Below are 16,737 nucleotides of genomic sequence, written 5' to 3' on the forward strand. Positions count from 1 at the left end.
AAGCCGGCCGCCACATGCTGGCTTAGAAATCCCGGCTGAATGGGGACCAATTGTCCCGATGAGGTGGAAGCGTGAATTCCCAACCGCTGTTGCTGGCAACGCCCTCCGGCGATGTGCTGAAATTGCGCCCGGAAGGGCCCTGGACCGCAGCGAATGTGACGATGCTCGAAACGCTGTCCCGTTCGGTCGGGGCGGACGTCGATCGATCCAGCGCCGTGACGCTGGACATGTCGGGCGTCAGCGCGCTGGACACGCTCGGCGCCTGGGTCCTGGAGAAATTGTCGCGCCGGGCGGCGTCGTCAGGCAGATCGGCGGAATTAGTCGGTGTCGCCGACCATTTCAGCGGCCTGATGGACGAGGTGCGTCAGGTCAACCGCCATACGCCGGCGCCCGCGGCGGCTCAAAATCCGGTTCTGCTCAGGCTCGGCGATCTCGGTAGATCCACGGTCGGCGCGCGCGAAGACATCACGATCTTCCTGCAGATGCTGGGCGCACTGTTCATGGCCGTGATCGGCGTGCTGCGCCGGCCGCGATCGTTGCGGCTGACGTCGCTGATCTACCAGCTCTATCGCATCGGATGGCAGGCCATTCCCATCGTCGCGCTGATCACCTTCCTGATCGGCGCGATCATCGCCCAGCAGGGATTCTTCCATTTCCGCAGGTTCGGCGCGGAGTCCTACACCGTCGACATGGTCGGAATCCTGGTGCTGCGAGAGCTCGGTGTGCTGATCGTCGCCATCATGGTGGCCGGGCGTTCGGGGAGTGCCTACACCGCAGAGCTTGGCTCGATGAAGATGCGTGAGGAGATCGACGCGCTCTCGACCATGGGGCTCGACCCCGTCCACGTCCTGATCGTGCCACGCGTCGCGGCGCTCGTCATCGCGCTGCCGATCCTGGCCTTCATCGGATCGATTGCTGCGCTCTATGGCGGCGGCCTGGTCGCGCAGTTCTATGGCGGCATGGCGCCGGCGATCTACATTGCGCGGTTGCATGAGGCCATTTCCGTCGCCCATTTCGAGGTGGGCCTTCTGAAGGCGCCGTTCATGGCGCTGGTGATCGGGATCGTCGCCTGCAGCGAGGGCTTGCGTGTGAAGGGCAGTGCCGAGTCGCTCGGCCGCCAGACCACGACGTCAGTGGTGAAGTCGATCTTCCTGGTGATTGTGCTCGACGGCCTGTTCGCGATCTTCTTTGCCTCGATCGGAATGTGACGATGGGTGAATCGCAGGAAGAGTTCGCAATCCGCGTCCGCGACCTCGTGGTCGGCTTCGGCCGCCAGACCGTGCTCGACCGTCTGTCGCTTGACGTCCGCCGGAGCGAGATCCTTGGGCTGGTCGGTGCGTCGGGTGGCGGCAAGTCGGTGCTGATGCGGACCATCATCGGCCTCATCCCGCGCCGGGGCGGGACCATAGAAGTCATGGGACAGCCGATCGGCGGCCGCAAGGAAGGCGCGGCCACGACATGGGGCATCCTGTTCCAGCAGGGTGCGCTGTTCTCCTCGCTGACGGTCCGGCAGAACGTCCAGTTTCCGCTGCGCGAAAATCTGGTGCTGTCGCAGGAATTGATGGACGAGATCGCGATTGCCAAGCTCGAGATGGTCGGGCTGCGGGCGCAGGACGCCGACAAATATCCGTCAGAGCTCTCGGGCGGCATGACCAAGCGCGTCGCGCTGGCACGCGCGCTCGCGCTGGACCCGCCGATCCTGTTCCTGGACGAGCCGACCTCCGGCCTTGATCCGATCGCCGCCGGCGATTTCGACGCGCTGATCGGCACCTTGCAAAAGACCCTCGGCCTGACCGTGTTCATGGTTACCCATGATCTTGCGAGCCTCACCACCGTCTGCGACCGCGTCGCCGCGCTCGCCGACGGCAAGATCGTGGCGATCGGACCGATGCGCGAATTGCTGCAATCCGAGCATCCCTGGGTGCGCGCCTATTTCCACGGCAAGCGCTCGCAGATGCTTCAACACGAGATGAGATGAGACATGGAAACCCGCGCTCCCTACGTGCTGATCGGCAGCTTCGTGCTGGCCGCGATTATCGCGGTGTTCGGCTTCGTCTATTGGCTGAACAACACCGGCGGCATCGGGCCGCGCACGAACTACCACGTGCAATTCCAGGGGCCGGTGCCGGGCCTGCTGGTCGGCGCCGGCGTGCTGTTCAACGGCATCCGCGTCGGCGAGGTGACGCAGCTTGGCCTTGCGCCCGACAATCCGCGCATCGTCAATGCGATGATCTCGGTTGCCGCGACGACGCCGGTGCGCACCGACACCAAGGTCGGGTTCGACTTCCAGGGGCTGACCGGCGTGCCTGTGGTGACGCTGGAGGGCGGCATGATCGTCGCCAGATCCGGCGAGCCCTTGACGCTGATCGCCGAGGCCGGCGCCGGCCAAAGCATGACGCAGGCCGCGCGCGATGCGCTGCGGCGGGTCGACACCGTGCTGGAGGACAATTCCGGGCCGCTGAAGGACACCATGGCGAATCTCAAGACGTTCTCCGACGGGCTGGCGCGCAATACCGGGAAGATCGACGGCATTCTGGCGGGCCTCGAGAAGATGACCGGCGGCGGGACGCCTGCGCAGAAGGTCACCTATGATCTGCGCACGCCGCAGAATCTCGGGCCGGCCGGCAAGACGCTTTCCGCGTCGCTGGCCATTCCCGAGCCGACCGCGGTCGCGATGCTCCAGACCCAGCGCATGCTGTTCTCGCCGGTTGGGGACAATTCGGGCTTTGCCGATTTCCTCTGGGCCGACAGTATTCCAAAGCTGGTGCAGGCGCGGCTGATCGACAGTTTCGAGAACTACGACATCGCCCATGCACCGTTGCGTACGAGCGACCTCGGGCAGGCGGACTACCAGCTGCTGATCGACATCAGGCGCTTCCGGATTGCGGCGGAGGGCGTGGCGCGGGTCGAAATCGGACTGTCGGCGCGGATCGTCGACAAGACCGGGAAGGTGGTCGCCTCGCGCCTCGTCGACACCAGCGAGAAGCTCGACAAGGTCGAGCCGGCCGCCGCGGTCGCGGCGTTCGATGCGGCCTTTGCCCGCCTCGCCAAGGACCTGATCGGTTGGACGGTGCAGGCGGTCTAGCAACAGAACAGGGCGGCCATGTCCGCCAAAATTGATCTGGGTCAATCGGCTCTGGCGCAGTGCAGTAAAATGCAGCCCGCGCGGTCGACCCGGCCTGATGCGGGGACAGCCGACGCTTGGAGCGGTGGATGAAGCCTTCCATGGTCACGATCGAGCCGTATGGGCATTTCTGTAGCGATTGTGCGGTCCGCGAGTTCGCGGTGTGTTCGTCGCTGGACCCGTCCGAACTCAGGCAATTCGAGCATCTCGGGCGCCGCGTCCATTTCGACGGGGGCAAGACCGTGTTCTCCGAAGAGGACATCACGACCTCGTTCTACAATCTCCTCAAGGGCGTCATGCGGCTCTACAAGCTGCTGCCCGACGGTCGGCGGCAGATCGTGGGCCTTGCCTTGCCTGGCGATTTCCTGGGGATGAATATTTCCGGCCGCCACAATTTTTCGGCCGATGCGATCGGTGGTGTCACCGTCTGCCAGTTTGCGAAAGCACCCTTTGGCCGTTTCATCGAGGACCGGCCGCATCTGCTGCGGCGGATCAACGAGCTGGCGATTCGCGAGTTGAGCCAGGCGCGCGACCATATGGTTCTGCTCGGCCGCCGCTCGGCCGATGAGAAGGTCGCGGCCTTTCTGCTCGGCTGGCGCGAGCGGCTGGTCTCGCTCAAGGAGCCGTCCGACAGGGTTCCGCTGCCGATGAGCCGCCGGGACATCGCCGATTATCTCGGCCTGACTATCGAGACCGTCAGCCGTACCTTCACCAAGCTGGAGCGCCACGGGGCGATTGAGATCATCCACGGCGGCATCAGCCTGCTCGACCCCGCACGCGTCGAGGCCCTTGCCGCGGCCTGACGCCCGATCTTGCCGCCACTGCCCAATTTTTTGAGAGATCGCGTCGCATTTTGCTGCATCCTCGGCGGGGCCTTCCCCGACGGGTTCGTGGCCGTCTGACAGCGCCTCGACGCAATGGGGCGTGCGATAGCTGCAACTCTGCATCGACCGGGAGGCATCGGCGCATCCTTCGGATGCCGGCTTCCAGCCTGACGGCGGCATTTTCGCCGCATTTGCTTAAAACAGCGCGCATGCTTTCCGGTTGAAAAGCCTGCTAGTACTGACTACGCAAGAGTTCCAGTGCCTCGCAGTCTTAGGAGTCCAGCGGCGTGCCTCAGGACAAGACCGGCGACCCCCGACAAGCGGCGGGCAACAAATTATCGGTCCTGCGCAAGCATCCGATCTTCGCGGATCTGGAGCCGGAGGCTCTCGACCAGCTGTGCCGCTATGCCAAGCACACCACGGTGAAGCGCGGTGCGACGATCGCCGCCAAGGGCGATCCCGGCAATAATCTGTTCGCGGTGATCACGGGAACAGTGAAGATATCCTCTTCGTCGCCTGACGGGAGGAATGCCATTCTCAATCTGATCGGTCCCGGAGAAATCTTTGGCGAGATCGCCGTCCTCGACGGCGCGCCACGCTCGGCCGACGCGACCGCCAACACCAATTGCGAGCTCTACATCATCGACCGCCGCGACTTCCTTCCGTTCGTGAAGAGTCAGCCGGCATTGGCGATGAAATTCATCGAACTGCTTTGTGCGCGCCTGCGCTGGACCAGCCAGCAGGTCGAGCAGGTGATCCTGCAAAATCTGCCGGGCCGGCTCGCAAGCGCGCTGCTCGGTCTCACTGAGGAGCGCAAGCTCGACTCCGGCAGCGGCACGCTCGCCATCACGCAGCAAGAGATCAGCGAGATGGTGGGGATGACGCGCGAAAGCATCAACAAGCAATTGCGCGCCTGGGCCGGACGCAGTTGGGTTCGTCTCGAGCACGGCGCCATCGTGGTGCTCGACACCGATGCGCTGCGCGAGCTCGCCGAGAGCGGCCTCGACGGCGAGTGAGGCCTTATCGCCGGTCGTCGATGATGGCGACCGCGCGGGTCCAGCCTGCGGAGGCGCGTTCGATCTTCACCGGGAAGCATGACACCGTGAACCCGGTCGAAGGCAGCTTGTCGAGATTGTGTAATTTCTCGAGATGGCAATAGCCGATGTGCCGTCCCGCCTTGTGGCCCTCCCAGATCAGGCCGGCATCTTTTGTTTCTGCATATTTCTTTGCGGTGTAGACGAACGGCGCGTCCCAGCTCCAGCCGTCGGTGCCGGTCAGCCGCACGCCGCGTTCGAGCAGGTACATGGTGGCCTCATAGCCCATGCCGCAGCCGGAATTGACGTAATCGGCCTGACCGAATTTGGCGCCCGCGCTGGTGTTGACGACGACAATCTCCAGCGGCGACAGCGTGTGCCCGATGCGCTTCAGCTCCGTCTCGACATCGTCGGCCGTCACCACGTAGCCATCCGGTAGGTTCCGGAAGTCGAGCTTAACGCCGGGCTGATAACACCATTCCAGCGGCACCTCGTCGATCGTCCATGAGCGCTCGCCGCGATTCATGGTCGGATGGAAGTGCCAGGGCGCATCGAGATGCGTACCGTTGTGGGTCGACAGCGAGACCTGCTCGACAGCCCAGCCCTGGCCGTCCGGCAAATCCTGCGCCTTGAGACCGTCGAAAAACCGCAACATGCGCGGCAGGCCCTGCTGGTGATCGATATAGTGGATCGTCGGGTGATTGCCCGGCGGATCGGCCGTCACGTCGTTTCTGAGCGGCACGGAAATATCGATCAGCTTCCGCGGCATGGGCATTCCCTCGGGATGATGCATTCTGTTTTGGCGCATCTTGAGGCGGCTCCAGATGCGGCGTCAAGTAACGCACCGGTGTGGATGCCTTCGGAAAAACGGCACTATCTGGCGGTTGCCTTCTCGGACCACCGCGTGATCGATCGATGCAACTCCAGCATTGATCGATGCCGGAATTGGCTTGGACTCAGAATGCCGCCCGCCCTAGGGACGACATTGGCGAAATCACGCTGATGCAGCGCGTATCGCTCAGGAACGGGGCGACCGATCTCGCCCGAACCTCCAAGCCGCAACCAATAGCGGTCGAGCACAAAACCAGAGGAACGACCATGGATACGACGAGCATCATTACCTCGCGTCCGGCATTGGCCGACGGCGGGGCGGGATTGCAAGGGACCGGCACTTGCCGGCCAAGCACGGCGCCGACCTGCGCGCTGTCATCAATCAGCCAAATCCACTCGACTCGGCCGCGCAATCCTACCAAGGTGGTGCGGTTGTGACGCTTGACTTCGCACCTGAAGTGGAGCGACCCAAGGCGACCGGCAGCACCTGCCCAACGACGACATAATCAACTCAGGAGGAAAGCCCAGATGAAGACACTGATCGGTATCATCGCTGCCGCTGCGCTGGCGGTCTCAGCACCTTTCGCGACCGCACGCGACTTCCGCTCCGCCGACATTCACCCCGCCGATTATCCGACCGTCGAGGCCGTCAAGTTCATGGGCAAGCAGCTCGCGACGGCGAGCGGCGGCAAGCTCGGCGTGAAGGTGTTTCCCAACGGCGCGCTGGGCTCCGAGAAGGACACCATCGAGCAGCTCAAGATCGGCGCACTCGACATGATGCGGATCAACGCATCGCCGCTGAACAATTTCGTGCCGGAAACCATCGCGTTGTGCCTGCCCTTCGTTTTCCGGGACACGCAGCACATGCGCAATGTGCTTGACGGGCCGATTGGCGATGAGATCCTCGCGGCCATGGCGCCCGCAGGCCTGGTCGGCCTTGCCTATTACGACAGCGGCGCCCGGTCCATTTACACCGTCAAGGCACCGGTCAAGTCGCTCGCCGACCTCAAGGGCCTGAAGATCCGCGTCCAGCAATCCGATTTGTGGGTCGGCATGATCCAGAGCCTTGGAGCCAACCCGACGCCGATGCCCTATGGCGAGGTCTACACCGCGCTCAAGACCGGCCTGGTGGACGCTGCCGAGAACAACTGGCCGTCCTACGAGTCCTCGCGCCATTTCGAGGCCGCCAAGTTCTACAATGTCACCGAGCACTCGCTGGCGCCCGAAGTTCTCGTGATGTCCAAGACGGTCTGGGATACGTTGAGCAAGGAGGACCAGGCGATGGTCCGCAAGGCGGCCAAGGAATCGGTGCCCGTCATGCGCAAGCTCTGGGACGAGCGCGAGCAGGCCTCCCGCAAGACCGTCGAAGCCGCCGGCGTCCAGGTCGTGACGATCGCCAACAAGCAGGAATTCGTCGACGCGATGAAGCCGGTGTACGACAAGTTCGCCGGTGACGAGAAGCTGAAGGGCCTCGTCAAGCGTATCCAGGACACGAAGTAAGGCCATAGCGTCGGGTCCGGCGTCGCCGCAAGGCGACACCGGATTCGCGCAAGGAGACGCTGGAATGACAGACCCACATGTCGCAAGCCACGAGCAGGAGGTCGCCGGACGCCCGTCCACCGGCTTGCTGTCGCGGATCAATGCCGTCGTCGCTCGGCTGGGCATGTATCTGTCCGTAACCGGCCTGCTCGTCATCGTCACCATCGTGTTCTACCAGGTGTTCGGACGTTACGTGCTCAATTCCAGCCCGACCTGGACCGAGAACCTCGCACTGGTTCTGATCCTCTATGTCACGCTGATCGGCGCCGCCGTGGGCGTGCGCGATGCCGGGCATATCGGCATGGACAGTCTGCTGGTGATGCTGCCGGACCATGTGCGCGAGAAGATCGAACTGGTGATCCACATTCTCGTGGCCGTGTTCGGCCTCGCGATGGCCTACAACGGCTGGATCCTCGGGGCGTCGGTCGGAACTGTAAAAATCCCCAATCTCGGCCTGCCTGAGGTGATCCGCTACGTGCCGCTGATCGCCTCCGGCGTCCTGATCGTCTCCTTCTCAATCGAGCACATCATTGCTCTCCTGCGCGGCGAAGAGGTCGTCCCCTCATGGAACTGATCATTCTCGGCGCCACGTTCTTCGGCTTCCTTGTTCTTGGCGTTCCCGTTGCCTTCGCGATCGGCCTCTCGGCGATTTGCACCATCCTCTATGAAGGCCTGCCGGTTGCCGTCATCTTCCAGCAGATGATGTCGGGGATGAACATCTTCTCCTTCCTGGCCATCCCGTTCTTCGTCTTCAGCGGTGAGCTGATGCTGCATGGCGGCGTTGCCGACAAGATCGTGCAGCTCGCCAAGAATCTCGTCGGACACATCCGCGGCGGGCTCGGCATGTCGAACGTGGTCGCCTGCACGCTGTTCGGCGGCGTCTCCGGTTCGCCCGTGGCCGACGTGTCGGCAATGGGCGCGGTGATGATCCCGATGATGAAAAAGGAGGGGTTCGACACCGACTACGCCGTCAACGTCACCACCCACGCCTCGCTGGTCGGTGCGCTGATGCCGACCAGCCACAACATGATCATCTATGCGCTCGCCGCCGGCGGCAAGGTCTCGATCGGTGCGCTGATCGCCGCTGGCCTCCTGCCGGCACTCGTGCTGATGGTGTGCATGCTGGTCGCCGCTTATGCGGTGGCAGTGAAGCGCGGCTATCCGGCCGGAAAATTCCCGGGCTGGCCCGCGGTGTTTCGCTCGTTCGCAGCCGCGTTGCCCGGCCTTCTGATCGTCGGCATCATCCTTGCCGGCATCCTTTCTGGCGTCTTCACCGCAACTGAATCCGCGGCCGTCGCGGTCACCTACACGATCCTGCTGACGTTCTTCATCTACCGCACCATGACCTTGCCGAATTTCCTGCGGGCTGCAGCGAAGGCGGTGAAGACGACGGGCGTGGTGCTGCTGCTGATCGGCGTCTCCACCATGTTCCAATATCTGATGGGGCTCTACGAAGTCGCCGACTTTGCCGGCGATCTGATGAGCAAGGTCTCCCAGCAACCGTGGGTCATCTTCCTGCTGATCAATATCATCCTGTTCGTGCTCGGCACGTTCATGGACATGGCTGCGACCATCCTGATCTGCACCCCGATCTTCCTGCCGATCGCGATGAAGGCCGGCATGGATCCGGTGCAGTTCGGCATGCTGATGCTGATCAACTGCGCGCTGGGGCTGAACACCCCGCCGGTCGGAACGACGCAGTTCGTGGGCTGCGCCATCGGCGGCATCTCGGTGGGCGCGGTGATGCGCACCATCCTGCCGTTCTACGCCGCCCTGATCGCAGCTCTGATGTTCGTGACTTACGTGCCCGCATTCTCGCTGTGGCTGCCCCGCCTTTTGATGGGTTACAAGGGATAGCAGCAACACAGGGAGACACCGTCCGTGACTGACTATCGCAAGCTCTTCGACCTCACCGGCAAGACGGCCGTCGTACTCGGCGCCGCCTCCGGCATCGGCAAATCGTCCGCCGAAGCGCTGGCGGGGCTCGGCGCCCGCGTCGTCTGCGCCGATCGCGCGCTTGACGCAGCGGAGGCGACGGCCGCGGGCATCCGCGACAAGGGCGGATGGGCCGAGGCTGCCGCGTGCGATGCCGCGAGCGCTGCGGACGTCAACGCGCTGGCCAAAACCGTGATGCAGAAATTTTCGCGGCTCGACATCGCCGTGACGACGCCCGGGCTCAACATCCGCAAAACCATCCTCGACTACACCGAGGAGGATCTCGACCGCGTCCTCAACCTCAACGTCAAGGGCACCGTCTGGTTCTTCCAGGCTTTTGGCCGCATCATGGTTGCGCAGAAGGGCGGCAGCATCATCGCCTGTTCCTCGGTCCGTGCGGTGACCATCGAGCCCGGCCTTGGCGTCTACGGCTCGACCAAGGCAGCCATTGGCCTGCTGGTGAAGGGCTTTGCCTCCGAGGTCGGCCACGCTGGCGTGCGCGTCAACGCAATTGCGCCGAGCATCGCCGAGACCGCGCTGACCGGCCCGTTCAAGCAGCGGCCCGACATCTATAATCTCTACGCCGGTCACACCGTGTTCAACCGCTGGAGCAGCGCCGACGAGGTCGCCACCGCCGTGGCCTATCTTGCCTCGGACGCCGCGAGCTACGTCAGCGGCAGCACGCTGTTCGTCGATGGCGGCTGGACCGCGGTCGACGGTCCGCCGACCGGTCTCACCCAACTGCACAAATAGGGCGCCCATCCGCACCTAGCCGGCAAAACCCACGCGCTGGCGCAACTCCCTGTGATCCGCGCCGGTCAGCAACGCGATCAGCGCGGCGGCCTCCTTCGGGTGCGCGGCCCGCGTGGTCACCCCGGCCGTGTACATCGTCACCAGCTCACATCCCGGGGGCAGAGATCCTGATAGTGCAATGCCATCGGTCGCGATGATCTCGGTCGCCTGGGTGCAACCGATGGGCCTTTGCGCTGTAGAGTTCGCAAGCTCCCGCATCGCAGTCGCGCCGTTCGGGAATATCTTGAGGCGCGATGCGATCTCATAGGCGATGCCGAGCTGGTCGAGCACTCCAGCGAAATGTTGTCCCGCGGTGGAGGCCTTTGTGTCGGGAACGTAGATGGCGTCGGCGGAACGCAGCACCTCGCGCAAGTCGGGTTCGGACTTCACCACCACCTTGGGATCACGGCTGCGGACCGCCAGTGCGGTCTCGACCTTGCCGATGTCCGCGATCGAGGTGGGGACGACGAGCTTGTCTCCGGCCAGCTTCGCAAGGAGCGCCTGCGTCAGGATGACGAGATCGGCCGGTGTGCTCGCGCGCAGCTTGTCGGCCATGATACCGACCGCACCGAATTCGCCGTCGATGCCGAAGCCGGTCTGCGCCTTGAAGGGCTCGGTGAGGCCGCGCACCAGGCCTTGCGCCGCGCCGCCGCTCAAAATGGTCACTGTCGTCACGATGCAAGCTCCATGGCTGCGATGATCCTGTCGCGCGTGATCGGCAGGTCGCGCACGCGAACGCCGAGGCAATCATAGACCGCATTCGCGATCGCGGCGGTCACGGGGCCGTGGGCGGCTTCGCCGGCGCCGACCGGCTCGATCTCCGGCCGCTGGATGATCTCGACATCCACCGCCGGCACGTCGCTGAAGGTCAGGATCGGATACTCCGTCCAGGACGTCGATGTGATGCGGGTCCGGTCGAAGCGGACGCGCTCCTTCAGCACCCAACTTGTGGCCTGAATCGCGCCACCCTCGATCTGGTTGATCACGCCATCGGGATTGATGGCCTCGCCGACGTCGACCGCAAGCGTCAGCCGCCTCACGCGGATGTCGTCTGCGCCTTCGATCTCCGCGATCGCGGCGCAATAGGCGCCCGTGTTCTTGTAGCGCGCGAATGCGACGCCGTGACCGACACCGGATCGCCTCTCGGGCTTCCACGCCGCGCGTCGCGCCGTGGCGCGGATGACGTCCTTGGCCCGATCGTCACGGAGATGCCGCAAGCGAAATTCGATCGGGTCCTCACCACGCAAGGCGGCGATTTCGTCGAGCACGGATTCGATCGCGAACACATTGCCTTGCGCACCCAGGGTCCGCAGCGCCGAGGTGCGCACTGGCATTGTCAGCAGCCGGTGGCTCGTGATCGTCCAGGCCGGAAGATCATAGAGCGGGACGGAGTTGCGGTCGCCGCCGCCGCCATTGGCCGCGGGCGGGTTCGTTGAGATCATGCGGGGGTAGGGATTTGCGATCTCGGATGCGGCGAGCAGGGCCGGCTGCGTTGCGCGTCCCGGCCGCGCCGCATGGCCGTTGCTCCAGATCGCATGGCGCCAGCCCACGATCTCGTTATCCGCGTCGAGATCGGCCTCGATCTCGATGGCCATGGCCGCGCCGAACGGCGCGTGGGACATCTCGTCGTGGCGCGACCACTGCACCCGGACCGGACGGCCACCGCCGGCTTTCGCCAGCAGCACGGCATCGAGCGCGACGTCGTCGGCCGCATTGTGACCGTAACAGCCCGCGCCCTCCATGTGCTCGACGACGATGTTTTCGGCGGGCAGCTTGAGCACGATCGCGAGATCGGCGCGCAGCAGATAGACGCCCTGGCTGTGCGTCCAGACATGGACGCGACCGCCATCCCATTGCGCTATGGCGCAGGAGGGCGCGATCGAGGCGTGTGCGATGTAGGGACGGGTGTATTGCCGGCGGACGGTGCGTGCAGCTTTCTTCGTCGATGCCGCCGTCCTGGTGTCGATGACGGTCGTCTCGACCGGCTGACTCTTCAGGAAGCCTGCCAGATCATCTTCATCAGGCAGCGGCTCGGCTGCCGACCACGTCGCGCCTTTGCGCAAGGCTTTCAGTGCGACTTCCGCCGCCGCCTCGCTGTCGGCGACCACGCCGGCAAATCCGCCGTCACGGACGATCGCAATGAAGCCGGGGACGGCGTGCGCAGCCGTCTCGTCGAGCGAGATCAATTTGGCGCCCGAGATCTCCGGCCGCAGCATGCGTCCGTGCAGGAGGCCCAGTCGCGCATGATCATGAATGAAGCGCGGCCGCGCGAACACCTTGTCGGGAATGTCGACACGCTGGGTCGAATGTCCGGCGACCGCGCGCTTGGCAATGCTCTTCGCCCGTGCGCCTGTGGTCGCGTCGTGGTCGAGCGAGACCTCGCCAGCCAGCTCCCAATAGCTGGTCCTGACATTGCCGGTGCCCAAGATCGTGCCATCATCGACTTCGAGCAGCGACGGGTCGACACCAAGACGCTCCGATGCAGCAGCGAGGATGCGCTGGCGCACCTCGGCGCAGGCGTGTCGCAGCGCGCGGCCGGATTGCTGGATCGACAGGCTCCCCGAGGTGACACCTTCGTTCGGGCTGGTCGCCGTCGAGGCGCGGATCATCTCGATCCTGGTGATATCGACGTCGAGCTCGTCAGCCGCGATCTGGGCCAGCGCCGTGACGATGCCCTGGCCGATCTCGACCTTGCCGGGCGAGATCGTCACGCGGCCTTCGCCGCTGAACCTCACCCAGGACGACAGTCTTGGATTGGCGACGAGGCTGACCGGCAGCTTTGGGGCAGGGGACGGCTCGCTCATGACGTCGCCATTTCCGAGGCGGCCCGTAGCACGGCGCGGACCATGCGGTTATGCGATCCGCAGCGGCACAGATTGCGATCCAGCGCCGCTCTGACCTCGGCCTCTGTCGGCGACGGATTGCGCTTCAGCAGTGCCGCCGCGCTGATCAATATCCCCGAGACGCAATAGCCGCATTGCATAGCCTGCTCGGAGATGAAGGCGCGTTGCAGGGGATGCGGTTGCTCCACTGTACCGAGGCCTTCTGTCGTGACGACGTCCTTGTCCGCAACCGACCACATCGGCATGTCACAGGACGCCATCGCGCGGCCATCGACCATGACATGACAGGCGCCGCATTCACCGGCCCCGCAGCCGAAATGCGCGCCGGTGATGCCGAGCCGGCCGCGCAGCACATCGAGCAGCGACTGATCCGGATCGGCATCCACGGCCATCGCCGCGCCGTTGAGCTGGAATTCAATGACGGGCATTCTCGATCTACCGCCTCACGATTTGTCGAACTTCTTGACGACATCTGCCCATCTCTCGATGTCGCCGCGCAGGAATTTGTCGAATTGCTCCGGCGTCATGGACATGGGTACGGCACCCTGTTCGGTCCAGAGCTTTATGATGTCGGGCCGCTTCACCATTGCGTTCACGGCGGCATTGAGCTTGTCGATGACAGGCTTTGGCGTGCCGGCCGGCGCCATCAGGCCGAGCCAGATGGTCGCCTCATAGCCCGCGACGCCCGCCTCGCCAGCGGTGGGCACGTTCGGCAGCACGGCCGAGCGTTGTTTGCCCGTGGTGGCCAGAGCACGGACCTGGTTCTCGCCGACGTTCGGCGCCATTGCCGTGACCGCGTCGATCATCATCTGCACCTGTCCGCCGATCACGCCGCTACGCGCCTCGCCGCTGTTGCGATAGGGCACATGGACGACGTCGATGCCCGCCATCGCTTTGAACAGCTCGCCGGCCATGTGATAGGGCGTGCCCTGCCCGGAGGAGGCGTAGTTCAGCTTGCCCGGTTGCGCCTTGGTGAGTGCGATGAACTCTTGCAACGTTTTCGCCGGAACCTGCGGGTTCACCACGATGACGAGATCGGAAGAGTTCACCGGCGCGATCGGCGCGAGGTCGCGCATCAGCTCGTATTTGCGCTTGTCCGGCGTCAGCAGCGATTCGTTCGCCGTCTGGGTGTTGGACATCATCAGCAGCGTGTAGCCGTCGGCCGGCGATTTTGCCGCCTCGACCGTGCCGATGACGCCGCCCGCGCCGGTGCGGTTCTCGATCACGAAGGGCTGGCCAAAACTCTCCTGGAGCACGTTGCCGATCAGCCGGGCCGCGACGTCGGCCGGGCCGCCTGCGCCGAAGGGCACGACGATCCGGACCGCGTGGTTGGGATAATCCTGTGCGAATGAGGGGGCGGCGGCGCATACGCCGAGCAGGCCGGCCAGCGCCAGCATCAATCGTCGGGCCATTGCGCCCACCTCCCTGATATCGTTCTTGTTGGCCGGCACTCTAGCGGCAGGGGATGCGGACTGTCGACGCCTCACAAAGCCGATCGGGCGGGGAATATCGGGCTGTTTTCGGTGTGACCGCGCCGCATTTCGCGGTCGCGGCAGGAACCGGCGGCGCATGCGGTTTGAGCAAATCGCATAGGCATTGCGGATAAATGCCCTCGGCGGGCTGGTATTTTGGTGTTACGAACTGGGACATGAACCAGCACGCCAAGATCGAAATCCGCCATTCGACCTGTCCGCATGATTGCCCCTCGGCCTGCGCCCTCGATATCGAGGTGGTCGAGGGACGCAGCATCGGTCGCGTCCGTGGTTCGAAAAAGCAGACTTACACGGCGGGCGTGGTGTGCGCCAAGGTCGCTCGCTACGCCGAGCGCATCCATCACCCCGGACGGCTGTTGCATCCGCTGCGCCGAACGGGTCCGAAGGGCTCCGGGCAGTTCGCGCGGATCACCTGGGACGAGGCGCTGGACGAGATCGGGCATCGCTTCAATCAGGCCGAGCGCGCGTTCGGCGCGGAATCGATCTGGCCTTATTACTATGCCGGCACGATGGGGCTGGTGATGCGCGACGGCCTCAACCGTCTCACGCATGTGAAGAAATATTCGCGCTTCTATCAGACCATCTGCGCCAATGTCGGGCGGATCGGTTTTGCGATCGGCACCGGCAAGATCGCCGGCGTCGATCCGCGCGAGATGGCGCTCTCCGACCTCGTCGTGATCTGGGGCACCAATCCCGTCAACACGCAGGTCAATGTGATGACGCACGCCGCCCGTGCCCGCAAGGAGCGCGGCGCGAAGATTGCGGCGGTCGACATCTACGACAACGAAACGATGAAGCAGGCGGACATCAAGGTCCTGCTGCGACCCGGTACCGACGGCGCCTTTGCCTGCGGCGTGATGCACGTTCTGTTCCGCGACGGCTATGCCGACCGCGCCTATATGGACAAATACACCGACTGCCCCGCCGAGCTCGAGGCGCATCTGAAGACACGCACGCCGGAGTGGGCGTCTGCGATCTGCGGCGTTCCGGTGGCGGAGATCGAGGCCTTTGCCAAGGCGGTCGGCGAGACCAAACGGACCTTCTTTCGCCTCGGCTACGGCTTCACCCGTTCGCGCAACGGCGCGACGCAGATGCATGCCGCGAACTGCATTCCCGCGGTAACAGGTGCCTGGCAATATGAAGGCGGCGGCGCTTTCTTCAACAATTACGCGCTGTGGCATTTCAACGAATCCCTCATCGAAGCCCACGACGCGATCGATACGACCACGCGCGCACTCGACCAATCGCAGATCGGCCGCATCCTCACCGGCGATGCCGAAGCCCTGCTCGGCAAGGGGCCAGTCAAGGCAATGCTGATCCAGAATACCAATCCGATGACGGTGGCGCCGGAGCAGGCGCTGGTGCGTCAGGGATTTGCACGCGAGGATCTGTTCGTCGCAGTGCACGAGCAGTTCATGACCGAGACGGCACAGATGGCCGACATCGTGCTGCCGGCGACCATGTTCATGGAGCATGACGACCTCTATTACGGCGGCGGCCATCAGCACATCTCGGTCGGGCCGAAGCTGATCGACTCGCCCGGCGAATGCCGCTCCAACCATCAGCTGTTGCAGGCGCTGGCGCCGCGGCTTGGCGCGCAGCACAAGGGTTTTGAGATGACGCCGCGCGAGTTGATCGACGCGACGCTGAAGCTCAGCGACCACGGGGACATCGCCAGCCTCGAAGCCGATATCTGGCGCGATTTGCAGCCGGACTTCCGCACCTCGCATTATCTCGACGGCTTCGCTCATGCCGACAAAAAATTCCATTTTAAAGCCGATTGGGCGCATCCGCCGTTCGGCCGGACGATGGGCGATTTCGACAAGATGCCTGATCTGCCGGACCATTGGGCGGTGATCGAGCACACCGATCAGGCCCATCCGTTCCGGCTCGCGACCAGCCCCTCGCGAAGCTTTCTCAACACCACCTTCAACGAGACGCCGTCCTCGCAGGCGCGCGAGGGCAAAGCGAGCGTGATGATTCATCCGCTGGATGCGGCAGCACTCGACATCGCCGACGGCGATGCCGTGACGCTCGGCAACACCCGCGGCGAGACCTCGCTGGTCGCCGTATTGTTCGAGGGTGTGCGGCGCGGCGTGCTGATCGCGGAGTCCGTGCACCCCAACAAGAATCATATCGGCGGTCGCGGCATCAATACGCTGACGGGGGCCGATACGATCGCGCCGATCGGTGGCGCTGCATTCCACGACAACAAGGTGTGGATCAGGAAAGCGGCCTCGGCCTGAGGCGCACTCGCGCGTCGATCGTCTGCAAATTTGTGTCGAGGCGCTAAAGCGGCGCCGCGCCGCAGATTGCCCTTGC

15 protein-coding genes are annotated in these 16,737 nt (G+C 64.2%); 10 read left to right on the forward strand and 5 right to left on the reverse strand.

All coding sequences use genetic code 11. The features are described from left to right. The first annotated feature begins 71 nt into the window (after window positions 1–71). The 5 genes from B5V03_RS34655 (at window position 72) to B5V03_RS34675 (ending at window position 4,964) form a co-directional block, all read left to right on the forward strand. Window positions 72–1,208 (forward strand): ABC transporter permease, encoded by a 1,137-nt coding sequence (locus B5V03_RS34655; protein WP_129274847.1) that lies wholly within the window; start codon window positions 72–74, stop codon window positions 1,206–1,208. 2 nt (window positions 1,209–1,210) lie between these two features. After that, window positions 1,211–1,978: an ABC transporter ATP-binding protein gene (locus B5V03_RS34660; RefSeq protein WP_164988478.1), complete on the forward strand. Its 768-nt coding sequence runs from the start codon at window positions 1,211–1,213 to the stop codon at window positions 1,976–1,978. A gap of 3 nt (window positions 1,979–1,981) precedes the next feature. Further along, window positions 1,982–3,085, forward strand: coding sequence for an ABC-type transport auxiliary lipoprotein family protein (locus B5V03_RS34665; protein WP_129274849.1), 1,104 nt, complete (start codon window positions 1,982–1,984; stop codon window positions 3,083–3,085). 128 nt (window positions 3,086–3,213) lie between these two features. Continuing rightward, window positions 3,214–3,927, forward strand: a complete 714-nt coding sequence (locus B5V03_RS34670) for a helix-turn-helix domain-containing protein (RefSeq protein WP_129274850.1) — start codon at window positions 3,214–3,216, stop codon at window positions 3,925–3,927. Between the two features lie 308 nt (window positions 3,928–4,235). After that, the gene (locus tag B5V03_RS34675; RefSeq protein ID WP_129274851.1) at window positions 4,236–4,964 is read left to right on the forward strand and encodes a Crp/Fnr family transcriptional regulator; all 729 of its coding nucleotides are present in this window, start codon (window positions 4,236–4,238) and stop codon (window positions 4,962–4,964) included. A 4-nt stretch (window positions 4,965–4,968) separates the two neighbouring features. Here the strand turns inward: B5V03_RS34675 and B5V03_RS34680 are convergent, their stop codons facing one another. Next, window positions 4,969–5,751 carry a cyclase family protein gene (locus B5V03_RS34680; protein ID WP_129274852.1) on the reverse strand — a complete coding sequence of 261 codons (783 nt, stop codon included), beginning with the start codon at window positions 5,749–5,751 and terminating at the stop codon, window positions 4,969–4,971. A 590-nt stretch (window positions 5,752–6,341) separates the two neighbouring features. On the opposite strand from B5V03_RS34680, the gene B5V03_RS34690 reads away from it, so the two are divergent. The 4 genes from B5V03_RS34690 (at window position 6,342) to B5V03_RS34705 (ending at window position 10,040) form a co-directional block, all read left to right on the forward strand. Next, a complete protein-coding gene (locus tag B5V03_RS34690) occupies window positions 6,342–7,313 on the forward strand; it encodes a TRAP transporter substrate-binding protein (RefSeq protein WP_129274853.1) in 972 nt (323 codons plus the stop codon). A 64-nt stretch (window positions 7,314–7,377) separates the two neighbouring features. Continuing rightward, entirely contained in the window at window positions 7,378–7,926 is a 549-nt protein-coding gene (locus B5V03_RS34695) for a TRAP transporter small permease (RefSeq protein WP_129274854.1), read from the forward strand. Next, window positions 7,917–9,209 carry a TRAP transporter large permease gene (locus tag B5V03_RS34700; protein WP_129274855.1) on the forward strand — a complete coding sequence of 431 codons (1,293 nt, stop codon included), beginning with the start codon at window positions 7,917–7,919 and terminating at the stop codon, window positions 9,207–9,209. Before B5V03_RS34695 ends, B5V03_RS34700 begins: the two co-directional genes overlap by 10 nt. A 24-nt stretch (window positions 9,210–9,233) precedes the next feature. Beyond that, the gene (locus tag B5V03_RS34705) at window positions 9,234–10,040 is read left to right on the forward strand and encodes an SDR family NAD(P)-dependent oxidoreductase (protein WP_063688210.1); all 807 of its coding nucleotides are present in this window, start codon (window positions 9,234–9,236) and stop codon (window positions 10,038–10,040) included. A 15-nt stretch (window positions 10,041–10,055) separates the two neighbouring features. Here B5V03_RS34705 and B5V03_RS34710 read toward each other — a convergent pair whose 3' ends face one another. Genes B5V03_RS34710 through B5V03_RS34725 form a run of 4 tightly spaced genes read right to left on the reverse strand, consistent with a single transcriptional unit; the run spans window position 10,056 to window position 14,334 of the window. Next, window positions 10,056–10,754, reverse strand: a complete 699-nt coding sequence (locus tag B5V03_RS34710) for a molybdate ABC transporter substrate-binding protein (RefSeq protein ID WP_129274856.1) — start codon at window positions 10,752–10,754, stop codon at window positions 10,056–10,058. Then, window positions 10,751–12,883 (reverse strand): xanthine dehydrogenase family protein molybdopterin-binding subunit, encoded by a 2,133-nt coding sequence (locus B5V03_RS34715; RefSeq protein ID WP_129274857.1) that lies wholly within the window; start codon window positions 12,881–12,883, stop codon window positions 10,751–10,753. Before B5V03_RS34715 ends, B5V03_RS34710 begins: the two co-directional genes overlap by 4 nt. Continuing rightward, complete coding sequence (locus B5V03_RS34720; RefSeq protein WP_129274858.1) at window positions 12,880–13,350, reverse strand: (2Fe-2S)-binding protein; 471 nt, start codon at window positions 13,348–13,350, stop codon at window positions 12,880–12,882. Before B5V03_RS34720 ends, B5V03_RS34715 begins: the two co-directional genes overlap by 4 nt. 15 nt (window positions 13,351–13,365) lie before the next feature. Next, window positions 13,366–14,334 (reverse strand): tripartite tricarboxylate transporter substrate binding protein, encoded by a 969-nt coding sequence (locus B5V03_RS34725; protein ID WP_164988479.1) that lies wholly within the window; start codon window positions 14,332–14,334, stop codon window positions 13,366–13,368. A gap of 236 nt (window positions 14,335–14,570) precedes the next feature. Between B5V03_RS34725 and B5V03_RS34730 the strand changes: the two genes are divergently transcribed. Then, on the forward strand, window positions 14,571–16,661 hold the full coding sequence (locus B5V03_RS34730) for a molybdopterin oxidoreductase family protein (protein WP_129274860.1): 2,091 nt from the start codon (window positions 14,571–14,573) through the stop codon (window positions 16,659–16,661). Window positions 16,662–16,737 lie beyond the last annotated feature (76 nt).

The sequence above is a fragment of the Bradyrhizobium betae genome, assembly GCF_004123905.1.
In the GTDB taxonomy this organism is placed as follows: domain Bacteria; phylum Pseudomonadota; class Alphaproteobacteria; order Rhizobiales; family Xanthobacteraceae; genus Bradyrhizobium; species Bradyrhizobium betae_A.